The sequence below is a fragment of the Xanthomonas sontii genome (genome assembly GCF_040529055.1).
GTDB classification, from domain to species: Bacteria; Pseudomonadota; Gammaproteobacteria; order Xanthomonadales; family Xanthomonadaceae; genus Xanthomonas_A; species Xanthomonas_A sontii.
Window position 1 is genome coordinate 973691 of record NZ_CP132342.1, and the last position, 13803, is coordinate 987493.

At 71.2% G+C, this 13803-nt stretch carries 8 protein-coding genes; 3 read left to right on the forward strand and 5 right to left on the reverse strand.

The window, feature by feature from the left end:
• The first annotated feature begins 28 nt into the window (after positions 1-28).
• A complete protein-coding gene (locus tag RAB70_RS04155) occupies positions 29-1057 on the forward strand; it encodes an SDR family oxidoreductase (protein ID WP_148829818.1) in 1029 nt (342 codons plus the stop codon).
• 366 nt (positions 1058-1423) lie between these two features.
• On the opposite strand, the gene ligD is transcribed toward RAB70_RS04155, so the two are convergent.
• The 3 genes from ligD to RAB70_RS04170 form a co-directional block, all read right to left on the reverse strand.
• Entirely contained in the window at positions 1424-4066 is a 2643-nt protein-coding gene (ligD, locus tag RAB70_RS04160) for a DNA ligase D (RefSeq protein WP_148829956.1), read from the reverse strand.
• A 19-nt stretch (positions 4067-4085) separates the two neighbouring features.
• Positions 4086-4262: a DUF3606 domain-containing protein gene (locus RAB70_RS04165; RefSeq protein WP_148829955.1), complete on the reverse strand. Its 177-nt coding sequence runs from the start codon at positions 4260-4262 to the stop codon at positions 4086-4088.
• Between the two features lie 195 nt (positions 4263-4457).
• Entirely contained in the window at positions 4458-6749 is a 2292-nt protein-coding gene (locus RAB70_RS04170; RefSeq protein ID WP_408068871.1) for a TonB-dependent receptor, read from the reverse strand.
• Between the two features lie 718 nt (positions 6750-7467).
• On the opposite strand from RAB70_RS04170, the gene RAB70_RS04175 reads away from it, so the two are divergent.
• Positions 7468-7854 (forward strand): BlaI/MecI/CopY family transcriptional regulator, encoded by a 387-nt coding sequence (locus RAB70_RS04175; protein WP_017909741.1) that lies wholly within the window; start codon positions 7468-7470, stop codon positions 7852-7854.
• 3 nt (positions 7855-7857) lie between these two features.
• The gene (locus RAB70_RS21320; protein WP_148829953.1) at positions 7858-9882 is read left to right on the forward strand and encodes a M56 family metallopeptidase; all 2025 of its coding nucleotides are present in this window, start codon (positions 7858-7860) and stop codon (positions 9880-9882) included.
• 24 nt (positions 9883-9906) lie between these two features.
• Here RAB70_RS21320 and RAB70_RS04185 read toward each other — a convergent pair whose 3' ends face one another.
• Positions 9907-11016, reverse strand: coding sequence for a ribonuclease H-like domain-containing protein (locus RAB70_RS04185; RefSeq protein ID WP_225851722.1), 1110 nt, complete (start codon positions 11014-11016; stop codon positions 9907-9909).
• Positions 11013-13526, reverse strand: coding sequence for a DEAD/DEAH box helicase (locus tag RAB70_RS04190; protein ID WP_148829952.1), 2514 nt, complete (start codon positions 13524-13526; stop codon positions 11013-11015). Before RAB70_RS04190 ends, RAB70_RS04185 begins: the two co-directional genes overlap by 4 nt.
• Positions 13527-13803: the final 277 nt, after the last annotated feature.

Sequence of the window (13803 nt, forward strand, 5' to 3'; positions counted from 1 at the left end):
TCCTCCTCCCGCATCCGGAGTATTGCTGATGGCCTCCCGCAAGCGTCCTGCCGCCACCCCGTCCGCCCCGTCCAAGCGCAGCAGCGCCACGGCGTCGTCCAGCGCCAAGACCGTGCAGCAGCAACGCGCGCTGCAGCGCGCGGTCGATGCCGGCGACGCCAAGCCCAAGCGCGCCAAGCCGGGCGACGCGGGTCAGGCCGGGCCACGCAAGCAGCCGCAGCGCATGCCCAGGCAGCACCTGGCCAAGCCGGGCAACGAGCACGAGTTGGCGCTGCAGCCGCGCTTCGAGGCGCCGGAGTACGTGGGCAGCGGCAAGCTGCGCGGCATGAGCGCGATCGTGACCGGCGCCGATTCGGGCATCGGCCGCGCGGTAGCGGTGCTGTTCGCGCGCGAGGGCGCGGACGTGGCGGTGCTGTACCTGGACGAACACGAGGATGCGCAGGTCACCCGCCAGCATGTGGAGAACGAAGGCCGCCGCTGCATCACCATCGCCGGCGACGTGAAGGATCCGGCGTTCTGCGAGGACGCGGTGGCGCAGACCGTCAAAGCCTTCGGCGGGCTCGATGTGCTGGTCAACAACGCCGCGTTCCAGTTGCATTGCGATGCGCTGGAGGACCTGAGCGAGGAACATCTGCAGGAGACCTTGCAGACCAACATCGCCGGCTATTTCCACATGGCGCGCGCGGCGCTGCCGCATCTCAAGCGTGGTTCGGCGATCGTCAACAGCGGTTCGGAGACCGGGCTGTTCGGCAGCAAGTCGCTGTTGGACTATTCGGCGACCAAGGGCGCGATCCATGCCTTCACCATGGCGCTGGCCAGCCAGTTGCAGCCGCGCGGCATCCGCGTCAACGCGGTCGCGCCGGGGCCGGTATGGACGCCGCTCAATCCCGCCGACAAGCCTGCGGAGGACGTGGCCGAATTCGGCAAGCAGAACCCGATGGGACGCCCGGCGCAGCCGGAGGAGCTGTCGCCGGCGTATGTGTTCCTGGCCTCGCCGATCACCGCCAGCTACATCAATGGCGCGATCCTGCCGGTGATGGGTGGGCCGACGGGGTAGTGGGTGCGTGGGTTGGCGGGTGAGTTGGCTGGCGGTCGGACCCTCACCCCAACCCCTCTCCCGACGGGAGAGGGGCTTTGCTCCTCCTTCTCCCTTCGGGACCATGGCCCCCTTTTTGGGGGAAGGTGCCCCGCAGGGGCGGATGAGGGTGCGGTCGCTCGTGTTCGATCTCAGCGAGTCGCTTCGCGTCGGACCCTCACCCCAACCCCTCTCCCGATGGGAGAGGGGCTTTGCTCCTCCTTCTCCCCTCGGGAGAAGGTGCCCCGCAGGGGCGGATGAGGGTACGGTCGCTCGCGTTCAATCTCAGCGAGTCGCTACGCCCCGACCCTCACCCCAACCCCTCTCGCGGGGGGAGAGGGGCTTTGCTCACTCCGTTTCGGCCCAGCGCGACAGGTTCTGCTTCAGCGCGTCGATGCCGGCCCACGGATCCTTGCGGCGCCGTTTCAGCTTGGCCGGGACGTCGCGCAGCTTGAAGGCGTCGGCGCGGTGCAGCTTGGACAGGTCGCTCCAGGCCAACGGCATCGCCACCGGCGCGCCGGCGCGGGCGCGTAGCGAGTACGAGGCCACCGCGGTGGCGCCGCGGCCGTTGCGCAAATAGTCGACGAAGATGCGCTGGTTGCGCAGGCGCTTGCTGGCGGTGGCGAGGAAGCGCTCGGGTTGCGACTGCGCCAGTGCGTCGGCGAAGCCGTGGGCGAAGCGCTTGGTCAGGTCCCAGTCGCAGCCCGGCGCCAGCGGCACCACCACGTGCAGGCCCTTGCCGCCGGACACGCGCAGGAACGATTCCAGCTCCAGTTGCGCGAGCAGCTTGCGGATGTCGGTGGCGGCGCGCTTGACCTCGGCGAAAGGCACGTCCGGGCCTGGATCCAGGTCGAACACCACGCGGTCGGCACGCTCCGGGGACGCGGCATGCGCGCCCCACGGGTGGAACTCCAACGCATTGAACTGCACCAGTTCCAGCAGCCCAGCCGCATCCTCGACCACCAGGTACTCGGCCTGGGTGCCGCTTTCTTCCTTCAACCGCACCGACGACACCAGTTCCAGCCCGGCGGTGTGGTGCTTCTGGAAGAAGCACGCGCGTTCGGCACCGGCGGGGCAGCGGATGATCGACAGCGGGCGACCGGCGATCTCCGGCAGCAGGTGATCCATCACCGCGCTGTAGTAGTCCCAGACCTCGCGCTTGGTCGCGCCGATGTCGGGGAAGACCACGCGGCCCGGGCTGGACAGGGTCGGCGGCGTGCGCGCGGTGCCCGTGGTCGCGACGTCGCGCTTGCTGCGCCGAGGGCCGCTGATATTGGTTTCGCTCGACTTCGCCGCCTTCGCCACCTTGGTTGCCTTCGTTGTTTTGGCCGTTGCGTCTGCCTTGGCTTTCCTGGCCGCCGGCGTCGCCCGCGCCGCCGCCGCGCGCGGTGCCGGTGCGTCGGCATCGCCCAAGTCGGCGATGTCCTTGTCCGGGCGCACCGCCTTCAGCGAGGCCTGGCGCAGCAACTGCTGCCCGCCGATGCCGCGGTAGAACACCTCCACCACGAAGCGCGGCGCGAACCAGCGCGCGCTGCGCAGGTCGGTCTCGGTGGTGGGCACGTGCACGCTGGGCGTGGCGCTGCCGGCCTTGCCGATCAGCGCGGTCAGCTCGCGCAGCAGGGCATCGGAGAAACCGGAGCCGACCCGCCCGACGTACAGCCAGCCATGCTCGGGATCCGGCCGCGCCAGCAGCAACGCGCCGAAGCCGCTGCGGCTGCCCTTGGGTGCGGTGTAGCCGACCACCGCGAATTCGTCCGAGCGCAGCTGCTTGGTCTTGCGCCAGTCGTCGCTGCGGCCGCCGTGGTAGCCGCGGTCGGCGCGCTTGGAGACGATGCCTTCGAAGTGCTGCGCGCCAGCGAGCTGGAACGCCGCGTCGCCTTCGCCGTCGATGTGCGAGCTGAAGGCCAGGTGCGTATCGACGTCCTGCAGCAGCCGCTGCAACAACGCCTTGCGCGCGGACAGCGGTGCAGCGGCGATGTCGATGCCGTCCAGATGCAGCAGGTCGAATAGGGCCAGCGCGAGCTTGCCCTGACGCTCGCCGGACAGCACTGCCTGCAGCAGGTTGAAGTCCTCCTTGGTGCCCTTGCCGGCGATCAGTTCGCCATCCAGCGCCGCCGAGCGCAGGCCCAGCGCGGCGATGGCATCGCGGATCTCGGGAATCTTGTCGGTCCATTCGATCGCGTTGCGCGACCACAGCCGCACCACGCCGTCGGCGACGGTGGACAGGATCCGGTAGCCGTCCCACTTGATCTCGTGGATCCACTGCGCGCCCTGTGGCGGCGCGTCGCCAAGCCGGGCCAGCTGCGGCGCGAACGGCCCGTCTGGCGCCGCCGCCGACACCGCGCCGGGCAGCGCCTCGGCCAACTTGGCCCAGTTCGTCCGGCGGCCTTTGCGCACTGGCGCCACCACCGTGACCTTGCGCTTGTCCGGTTTGCCGGCGCCGGCGCGCTTGACGTCCTGCGCCGGCGCCGCGGTGACATCGGCCAGCAGGTCGTCCGCCTCCAGGTCGCCGGCGAAGGCGTCGTCCTCCTTGAACAGCAGCCACTGCGGCTGCCGCGCCGGCTTGCCCGAGCGCACCAGGTGCCAGCCGCCCTTGAGCTTGTCGCCGAACAGTTCGAAGCGCAGATGACCCTTGGCCAGTTGCGCTTCCGGATCGTCCGCGCTGCTCCACACGCCGTGATCGAACTGGGCGACGTGGCCGCCGCCGTATTCGCCCTGCGGGATCTCGCCCTCGAACGTGGCGTAGTCCAGTGGATGGTCTTCCACTTCCACCGCCATGCGCTTGACCTTGGGGTCGTAGCTCGGCCCCTTCGGCACCGCCCAGCTCTTCAGCGCATCGCCGACCTGCAGGCGGAAATCGTAATGGCGGCGGCTGGCGTGGTGTAGCTGCACGACGAAGATCGGCCGCTGCCCCGCCGGCACCGGCTTGCCAGGCTCCGGCTCGCGGGTCTTGTCGAAGCGGCGCTTGCGGCGGTAGTCGGCGAGGCTCATGGCGCGGGCCCGGCCCGCGTCACGTGCGAAGGTGCGCGCGGACCGCCGCGGCGCTGCTGCCCACCGCCCGCACCGCGGCGCGCAGCTCGTCGGCGTAGACGCCCAGCGCCTGCGTCCAGTCGCGCACGTCGTCGTCTTCGTGGAGGTTGATGCGGTCGCGATCGGGCGAACCGGTATTGCGGGTGTCGTCGCTCATGCCGAAGTCCTGCTGTCCAGAAGCCGCTGCGGTCGTGGGGCGCACGCCGCAGAGCGCGGCGGCGAGGTCCGACGGACGCGGCATGCGTCGGCGGACCGTTGCGCAAACTTCTAGTCGCGCCGGCGTGGCACCGCCGTGAACGCCGTGTCTGCCCCATGCATGCGCGCCGCTGGCGTGGACGCGCATGCCGCCCGCTCAGAACGCCAGCGAGGTACTGAACAACACCTGCCGCGGCGCGCTGCGCTGCAGCGTCTGGTAGTCGCCGGCGAACGCCGAGCCGGCGATGTTGGCGGTACCGATGTTGTGGCGGTCGAGCAGGTTGCTGACGTCAAGGCGCAGTTCCAGGCCGGGCAGCGGGCTGTCGGGCCCCAGCGTGTACGCCGTGTACGTGTTGACCTGCCAGAACGCCGGCACGCGCAGGTCGTTCTCGTAGGTGAAGGGCTGATGCAGGTACTCGGTGCTGGTGGCGCCGAAGCGCCAGTGGCGCACATGCGCCGACAGGTCGCTGACCAGCGACAGTTGCGGATAGCCCGGCTGCGCCTTGCCCTGGACCGGATAGACGTTGCCGTCGACGACCACGTCGCGGTCGTAGACCGAGCGCGCCAGCGCCACGCCTTGGTAGAACTGCAGGTGCGGGGTGAGGTCGACGGTCACGCCCAGGTCGGCGCCGAAGGTGTGCATCTTCGGCATCACCTGCACGGTGTTGGCCTGCGCGAACTGGGTGCCGACCGCGGCCGACAGCAGGCGATGGCGGATGTCGCCGTAGAACACGTCCGCGGTGACGGTGGCGCGGTCGAAGCGATGGGTGCCGCCGAGGGTGAGGTTCCAGTCCTGTTCCGGCTGCAGGTGGCGGGCGAGGCGGTCGAAGCTGGCCTGGTCGGGCACGGTCCAGGCCGAGGCGGTATAGCCGATGTTGCCGCGCTGGGCGACGCGGAAGCCGTTCATCGCGCTGCCCAGGTCGATGAAGCCGTCGGTCTGCGCGGTCGGGCTCCAGAACAGCGACAGGTGCGGCAGGAACGCGCTCTTCGCGCGCAGCGTGCCGGCCGCCGGCCGGTCCGGCGCATCGCCGACACCGCCGCCGCTGGTGCGGAAATCCACCGCCTTGGCGCCAAGGCCCAGCACCAGCGTGTCGCTCAGCGCGATGTCGTCGTGCAGGTAGACCTGGCGCGCGCGGGTGGTCCACTGCGAGACGTTGTCGGTCTTGAACGCCGGGCCGTACACATCCCACGGCCCGGTGGTGCGCAGCGGCCGGCCCTGCCCCAGCAGCGGCTCGGTGTACCAGGACGTCGCCGCGTCGGCGCTGCTGTGCTCCTGCCAGAGGCCGGCGCTGAGCGTGTGCCGGCCATGCACATAGGTCAGGCTGAGCAGACCGCCGGTACGCCGCAGGTGCGGCGCCTGCACCTGCTCGGAGAACGGCGCGCCGTTGGGTGAGGGCGTGGTCGGATCGCTCAGCGTGGCGTGGGTGCGGCTGTGCGCGCTGTAGACCTGCACATGTCCGCTGAGCGCGTCGGAGATGCGGAAATCATGCGCGAGCGAGGCGATGCGGTCGTCGGTGACCTGGCCGGTGTCGTATGGCAACAGCCCGGCCAGCGTGCCGCAGCGGTAGACGCCGCAGGATGCGCCGGCGTTCTGCGGCAAGGCGATGGCATAGGCCTTGGCGTAGTCGGGATAGAGACTGTCGGCGCGCCAGCCCAGCTTGCCGAGCATGTCGAAGGACAGGTTGTTGTAGCCCCACATCGCGGCGTGGCTGCCCGACAGGAACACGGTGAACGTGCCCCAGGCCACGTCCTGGGTCGCCTTCAGGTCGCCGCGCAGGAAGCGCTGGGTGCCGCCGCCCTGGTACTTGTCCGCGCCCAGCCGTTGCAGGTCGACCTGCAGCTTCGGGCCGTTGTCGCCGAGCTGCCCGCTCTGCGCGGAGACCGTGGTGACCCGGGTCGCGTCGCTGCCCACGCCCTGCTTGAGGCGCAGGCCGGGCGTGTCCTTCGGTTCGCCCAGTCGGTACTCCAGCGCGCCGCCGTTGGCACTGCTGGAGAACACGCTCACCGGTGCCGCGCCGGGGCTGACGGTGATGGTGCCGATGGCGTCCGGCACGCCGACGTTGACCACGCTGGTGCCGGTCAACGACAGGAAGCCGCTGTCGTTCAACGGCACGCCTTCGAAGGTGATGCCCATTTCGTTCATGCGGAACCCGCGCACGAACAGGCTGGTGGCGGAGACGTCCAGGCCCAGGCCATCGGTGGCGGTGTAGCTGGCGCCGGGCACGGTCTTCAGCCGCGCCAGGCCGTTGCTGCCGGCGATGTCGGCGTCCATGTCGCCGGCATTGATGACATAGCGGTTCGGGCCCACCACCTGGGTGGGCGCCACCGCCGCCGCGTGCGGCGAGGCCACCACGTCCAGCGCGGACAGCGTGGTCGGCGTGGTGTCGGCGTTGCTGCTGGCAGCCGCCTCCGCGGCCTGCGCCGTGGAGGTGGCGAGGCAGGCGACCAGCGCCGTAGACAACAACGACGCTGCGCCCGCGTACCTGAGGCGATGCGGTGCAGAGATCGGCAGGGCGGCGGCGCGGAGACGGGAGGAGGTCGCGTGCATGGTCGGATCCGACGTGGAGTGGGAAGCGGTGGCGCACGCGCGCACCCAGCGCAGGGCGGCCTGTTCGCGGCGACGTCCGGCTGGCTGTACGTTTGCGATGGAAGAGCGCCGACGGTGCGGCACGGACCCGGGAAGGTGGCGCGCGGCAGGTGCGGTGGCACGCTCCGGATCGATGGGGGCGAACGGCGCAGCTGCGGCAGCGCGCTTCCCGCGGTGAATACAGCGGCGTGAAGCGATGCGGGAAATTCTTGCATCGCATGTGCGCGTGCACCATTGCGCATTGGTACAGCGCTGCCTGCTGCGCGTATGCGATGCGATACCTGGGTATAGGGCGCTGGTGCCGCTGCGCGAACGAGGCTGGATCAGCGCCGACGTCTACGGCGAGTGCATGCACGGTGGCCGGGGGGCCGACCTCATGCTGTTGCACGCGTGCGCGAGATATGGGGCCGAATGCTCAGGACCGATGCGGCTCCACCGGCAGGCGCCGGGTGCGACTGGCCTCGCGGAGGGGCGCCATCGCCAGGCTTGCAGACGCCTGCCGCCCATGACCTGCGACCTATTGACGACAGTTGTCGTCATGGGTAGCTTTGCCGACACGTGTAGTCATCGGAGTGGGCGGATGCGCCGCAAATCGATCGGGGACCAGGAACTGGCCCTGCTGCAGTACATCGCCGAACATGGCGATGCCAGTGTCGGCGAGGTCGCCGCCGGGTTCGGCGAGGCGCGCGGGCTGGCGCGCTCGACCGTGCTGACCATGATGGAGCGCCTGCGCGCCAAGGCCTATCTGCGTCGCCGCCAGGTGCAGGGCGTGTACCGCTATGCCGCCACCAGCGGCCAGGACGACGTGGTGCGCAGCGCGGTCGGCAGCTTCGTCGAGAAGACCCTGCAGGGCTCGGTCTCGCCGTTCGTGGCGTGGATGTCGCAGCGCGCCGAGGTCAGCGACACGGAACTGGCGGAACTGGAGGCCCTGGTGGCCAAACTGCAATCGCAACGGCGAGAGGACTGAGCCATGCACAGCCTGGTGGGGACGGACGTGTTCGAGACTCTGTTGTCGCGGCTGCTGGCGACCAGTGTGCAGACGCTGGTGCTGGTCGCGCTGATCTGGGCGCTGTGCCGCTGGCTGCCGACCCTGCCGGCGGCGACGCGTTGCCGGTTGTGGTGGCTGGTCGCCGCGCAGAGCGTGCTGGGCCTGCTGTGGGCCGGTGCGGTGCAGCTACCGGTGCTGCCGGCCGCGCCGGCGCCGGTGGCGGCGGCACCGGCGGCCGTCGCCACGGTGCCGGCGACGCCGGCAGGCGCTGCGATGCCTGCGCAGATCAACGTCAACGCCACCGCTGCCACCGCCGCGATCGCCGCACCCCCGGCCACGACATCCTTGGCCGCCTTGCCGTGGGCGCAGGCGCTGGTGGCGCTGTGGCTGGCCGGCGTGCTGGTCTGCGCCGCGCACAGCGTGCTGGCCTACCGTCGCAGCCGCCAGCGTGCACGCGAGGCGGCGCCGTGCACCGACACCGCCCTGCTCGGTGCGCTGCGCCTGGCGGCCGAGGCCCACGGCCTGCGCCAGCCGCCGCAGCTGCGGCTGTGTGCGCGCACCGATTCGCCGCAACTGATCGGGCCGTGGCAGCCGGTGCTGCTGCTGCCGGCGCGGCGCATGGACAGCCTGCGCGCCGACGATCTGGACATGGCGCTGACCCACGAACTGGTGCACATGCAACGCCGCGACCTGTGGTGGGGGCTGCTGCCGGCGGTGGCGCAGCACCTGTTCTTCTTCCATCCGCTGGTGCACCTGGCCAACCGCGAGTACGCCCTGGCCCGCGAGGCGGCCTGCGATGCGGCCGTGGTCGCCGGCTACCGCCATTGCCGTCACGACTACGCGCGGCTGCTGGTGCAGCTGGGCGTGGCACCGCGGCCCAGCGCCGGCCTGGCCAGCGCTTCGCCGACCTTCCTGAGCCTGAAACGGAGATTGCTGATGCTGCAGACCACGTCCGCTTTTCCGCGCCTGGGCGCGGCCCTGATCCTGACCGCGGTGGCCGTGCTCGGCGTGGCGCCGCTGCGCCTGGTGGCCCAGCCCGGCCATGCGCTGCCTGCCGCCGGCAAGCCGGCTCCCGTCTCCCCGGCGCAGGCCGCGGCGCCACCGAGCGAATACACTGCCGATGACGCGGCCCGCGAAGCGGCGCTTGCGGCGGCGGAGGCGCAGGCTGCCATGGCGGCTGCAGATGCAGCGAAGCAGGCCGCCGACGCGAGCGCAGCGGCGCAGGAGCCTGAGATGGAAGCCGCGAACGCGGCGGCCGCGGAGGCGGCCGATGCGGTCGACATGGGGGACGCTGGTGCCGCCGCCCGCGCCGCCAACGTGCCCGCAGTACCGCCGCCACCGCCTGCGCCGCCTGCGCCGCCTGCGCGGCCTGCAATGGCGGTCCCGGCGGTCCCGGCGCCGCCGCCGGCCATCGGCTCGCGGATCAGCACGCGAGCGATGCAGAAAACCCACAACGGCAAAATCGAACAATCGTATGTCCGGGTCAAGGGCAACCATTCGACGATGAGCGGCAGCAGCGACGAGCTCGCCAGCATGAAGCGCGAGACCCAGGGCGATGGCCTGTGGTTCCGCCGCGGCGGCAAGCGCTATGTGGTGCACGATCCTGCGCTGCTGGCCCGCTTCGACGCGCTATTCGAGCCGATCGGCAAGCTGGGCGCGCAGCAGGGCGAGCTGGGTAAGCGCCAAGGAGCGCTGGGCCGCGAGCAGGGCGAGCTGGGCCGTGAACAGGGCAAGCTGGCGCAGGAGGCCGCGGCGCGGGCGCTGGCGCGCATCGACATGGACGCCGTCGCTGCCAAGGCGCAGGCGAATGCACAGGCAGCGCTAGCGCAGCGCCAGGACGCACTGTCGGCGAAGATGCGCGCGCTCGGCGAACAGCAGGCCGCGCTGGGCCGTCAGCAGGGCGAACTGGGTGCGCGTCAGGGCGAATTGAGCGCGCAGATCGATCGCGAGGTCGACCGCCTGTTCGATGCCGCCATCGCCGCGGGCAGTGCGCAGCGGCTGGAGTGATGTCGCCGGCGGCGTGCGCAGCGCCTACGCCGACGCGGCCGCCGCCAGCGCGCGTTCTTCGGCCTCGGCGGCGACCAGGCGCTGCAGCAGCAGCGCCAGCGTGACCACGTCCTGGTGGTTGTGCGCGGCGACGCGGCGCAGGTTGCGCGCGTTGCCGCCGCGCAGGTAGCCCAGCCACGCCGCCGGCGCTTCCGAGCCCGGCAGGTCGTCCTCGCGCACCACCCGCAGCAATTGCCGCTCGATGGTGGCGAGCTTGCAGTTCTCCCAGGTGCCGCGGTAGCGGCGGCGGGTGGGATGCAGCAGATCCACGTGGTCCAGCGCCGACAGCGGATCGGCGCAGCGCGCCAGCCGGTAGCGGGTCTTCAGCAACGGCGCGTCGTAGCAGCGGCCGTTGTAGCTGGACAGCACAGTGCCCGGCCGCAGCCAGGCGCGGAACGCTTCCAGCATCGCTTTCTCCGCGCCCATCGTGGCCATCAGCAACTGGCGGATGCGCAGGCCCGGGCCGTCGGCCGGATGCACGCTCCAGTCGGCCGCGCCGATCATGAAGGCACGGGTGCCGGTGCCGCCGGCCAGGCCGGTGGTTTCGGTGTCGAAGAACAGCAGGTCGGTGGGGTCCACCGCGTCCTCGCGGCGGGCGAAGGCCAGCGACAGCGCGCCGGCGGGGATCGGCTGCGGCAGGAACGCCTCGATCAGGTGCAGCCCGGGTGCGATCTCCACCCCGGGCAGGTGCCGGTCCGGCGCCGCGGCCGGTTTGCGTGCGCATGCAGCCGCGCTGGGCGCGACCGCACGCTCGCGCAGGCCGAGCAGGCGCCGCAGCGCGGACACATCGGTGCCGCCGCGGTCGAACGGGGCGATGGCGATGGGCGGCGCTACCGCGGTATCGGCGCCGCCGCTGCGCGGGGGAGCGGGTGGCGTGCGTGGGGCCGGCGTTGCAGTTGCCTGCGATACGATCTCGCGCGGCTGCGGCGCTGCCTGCCGCGGCGCTTGCGTGGACGTCGCCGCGGCAGTGCCTGCACGTGACGCGGGAGCCGCATCGGCCGTGGTGCGGCTGCCGGAGGACGCCGGCGCGCGCTCGGCGCTGGCGTCGCCGGCCTGCCGGCGCAGCGCGCGCAGGCGCTCCAGGCTGATGCTCATGCGCTCCACTCCGGCAGCGCATCGGCATCGGCATCGATGGCGATCGTGGTTGCGCCGTGCGCGTCCAGCGCCGTGTCGTCCTCGCCGTCGAGCAACAAGCGCAGCACGCGCAACGCCAGCGCCCGCGGCGTGGTCGCGCTTTCTTCCTGCGCGGCCAGTACCGGGCCGACGCAGGCCGGGCAGCCGGCCACGCAGTCGCAGCCCTGCACCAGTTCGCGCGCACGCTGCACCAGTTCGGCCTGGCGACGCCACAACGGCTCGCTGAGGCCGACGCCGCCGGGGAAGTTGTCGTACAGGTACACGGTGGGCACGAACTGCTGCAGTTCGACGCTGGCCGGCTCGCCGCTGTCGCCACCGCGCAACTGGCCGCGGCCCTTGGCGTCGGCCACCGCGAACCAGGCGCCGTCGCCGTCGCCCACCGCCTGCTGCAGATCGCGTGCGTCGGCCATCACCGCCACCGTGGCCACCACGTGCAGCGCGTAGGCCGCGCCCAGGAAACCGTCCAGCGCGTCCTGCTTGCTGCCGAACGCCTTGAGCAGGGTCGCCTGCGGCAACTGCCACCACACCGCGGTGGTGTGCAGTTCCTGGTCGGGCAGGTTGACCGGGCCGTAGCCGATGTTCTCGTGGGTGTAGTAGCGGATCTTCTTGTAGCCGGCCACGCGCCGCACCACGTGCACCTCGCCGTGGTGCGCGTCGCCGCGCCCGGCCGCGCCGCCGTCGAAGCGGTCCAGCACCTTGAGCTTGGTGAAGTCGATGCTGTCGGTGTAGTAGTCCACGTGGGTGCGGGTGACGTAGGCCTTGCGGCCTTCCCAGTCCAGCTTTTCCACCTGGTAGGGCGTGCTCTGCACCATGTGGATGGCGCCTTCGTACAGGGTCAGCGCGGCGGCGGAATAGTCGACCTCGGCGATGATCTGCTGCTTGCCGTCGGTCTTGTCCACCACCACGAAGTTGCCGTCGGCCACCGAGCGCAGACTCACCGCGTTGGCCGGGTAGCTGTCGGCGATCCACTCCCAGCGGTCGCCTTCCTGGTGCACCACCTCGCTCTCGGCCAGCGCCTCCAGGAACACCGCGGGGTCCACCGGGCCGAACGCCTCGCCGGCGACGAAGGTCAGCTCGAACGCGGCGCAGCGGATGTGGTCGAACAGGATCAGCGGCTGGTCCGGGGCGATACGGGCGTGTTCCGGCGAGGCATCGGCGAAGAAGTCCGGGTGCCGCACCACGTACTGGTCCAGCGGCTGCGAACTGGCCACCAGCACGCCCAGCGCCGGCTGCTGGCGACGTCCGGCGCGGCCGAAGCGCTGCCAGGTGGCGGCGACGCTGCCGGGGTAGCCGTTGAGCACCACCACGTCCAGCGCGCCGATGTCCACGCCCAGTTCCAGCGCCGAGGTGGAGACGATGCCGTCGATGCTGCCGGCGCGCATCGCCCGCTCGGCCTCGCGGCGCTCGCTGGGCAGGTAGCCGCCGCGGTAGGCGCGGATGCGCGGCGGCTTGCGCGGGTCGTGGTCGAAGATGTCCTTCAGGTACTTGGTCAGCACCTCCACCATCAACCGCGTCTGCGCGAACACCAGGGTCTTGAGCCCGGACTTGATGGCGATGCGCGCGATGCGGTTGCTCTGCGAGCGCGCCGAGGCGCGCAGGCCCAGGTCGGCGTTGACCACCGGCGGATTCCACAGCAGCACGTGCTTGTCGCCGCTGGGCGCGCCGGAGTCGGTGATCGCGTGCACGCGCTGCTCGATCAGCGCCTCGGCGTGCGCGCGCGGGTTGCCGATGGTCGCCGAGCACAGGATGAACTGCGGCGTGACGCCATAGAACGCGCAGATGCGCTTGAGCCGCCGCAGCACGTTGGCGACGTGGCTGCCGAACACGCCGCGGTAGGTGTGGATCTCGTCGATCACCACGTAGCGCAGGTTCTCGAAGAACTGCGCCCACTTGGTGTGATGCGGCAGGATCGCCTGGTGCAGCATGTCCGGGTTGCTGACCACGATGTCGCCGTGCAGGCGGATCGCCTGGCGCGCATCGCCGGGGGTGTCGCCGTCGAAGGTGAAGGCCTTCACCCCAAGGTCGCCGGCACGGTTGAGGTCCAGCAGCTCGGCCACCTGGTCCTGCGCCAGCGCCTTGGTCGGGAACAGGTACAGCGCCTTGGCCTGCACGGTCATCGCCGCGGCCACCACCGGCAGCGTGTAGCACAGCGACTTGCCCGAGGCGGTGGGGGTGACGATGGCCACGTGCTCGCCGCGCTGCGCCGCGTCCCAGGCCTCGGCCTGGTGGCTGTACAGCTGCGCGATGCCGCGTTCGCGCAATGCGGCGGCCAGCGCCGGCGGCACGTCGTCCGGGATCGGCGCGTAGCGGCCGGCCTGGCCGGGGATGGTGAAGCTGCCGGTGATGCGGTCGTGGTAGCGGCGCTCCAGCCGCGCGCTGAGCAGCGCGCCATCGCGCGAGGGCATCCCGTCGGTGGTGGACAGGGCGCGCTCGGCGTCCTCGGTGCGCGGGGCTAGGGCGTGGGCGGGCATCGGCACGGCTCTCAAAGCGGAACAGGGAAGCGAAATCGCGTCTCAGGGTATGAGACGGGCGCCGTCGAGGCGAGACGGGCAGGCTGAGCGGATTCAGGCTGGGCGATTGCATGCGGCACGCATCGCTGTTCGCACTGCATGCGGCAGCCTATTGGCGATGCGTGCCGGCCCTGCGCGTCTGTACCGACACAGAGGCCGTCTGCGCCGATGACACGCCCTCGGCAGCGCGTACTACGCAGATCAGGCTTGTGCCGATGGCCGTGTTCCGCGCGTGGCG

Excerpts from the sequence above, each read along its gene's own strand:
- RAB70_RS04155 (WP_148829818.1), top strand. The coding sequence starts at position 29 with ATGGCCTCCCGCAAGCGTCCTGCCGCCACCCCGTCCGCCCCGTCCAAG.
- ligD (WP_148829956.1), bottom strand. The coding sequence starts at position 4,066 with ATGAGCCTCGCCGACTACCGCCGCAAGCGCCGCTTCGACAAGACCCGC.
- RAB70_RS04165 (WP_148829955.1), bottom strand. The coding sequence starts at position 4,262 with ATGAGCGACGACACCCGCAATACCGGTTCGCCCGATCGCGACCGCATC.
- RAB70_RS04175 (WP_017909741.1), top strand. The coding sequence starts at position 7,468 with ATGCGCCGCAAATCGATCGGGGACCAGGAACTGGCCCTGCTGCAGTAC.
- RAB70_RS21320 (WP_148829953.1), top strand. The coding sequence starts at position 7,858 with ATGCACAGCCTGGTGGGGACGGACGTGTTCGAGACTCTGTTGTCGCGG.
- RAB70_RS04185 (WP_225851722.1), bottom strand. The coding sequence starts at position 11,016 with ATGAGCATCAGCCTGGAGCGCCTGCGCGCGCTGCGCCGGCAGGCCGGC.
- RAB70_RS04190 (WP_148829952.1), bottom strand. The coding sequence starts at position 13,526 with ATGCCCGCCCACGCCCTAGCCCCGCGCACCGAGGACGCCGAGCGCGCC.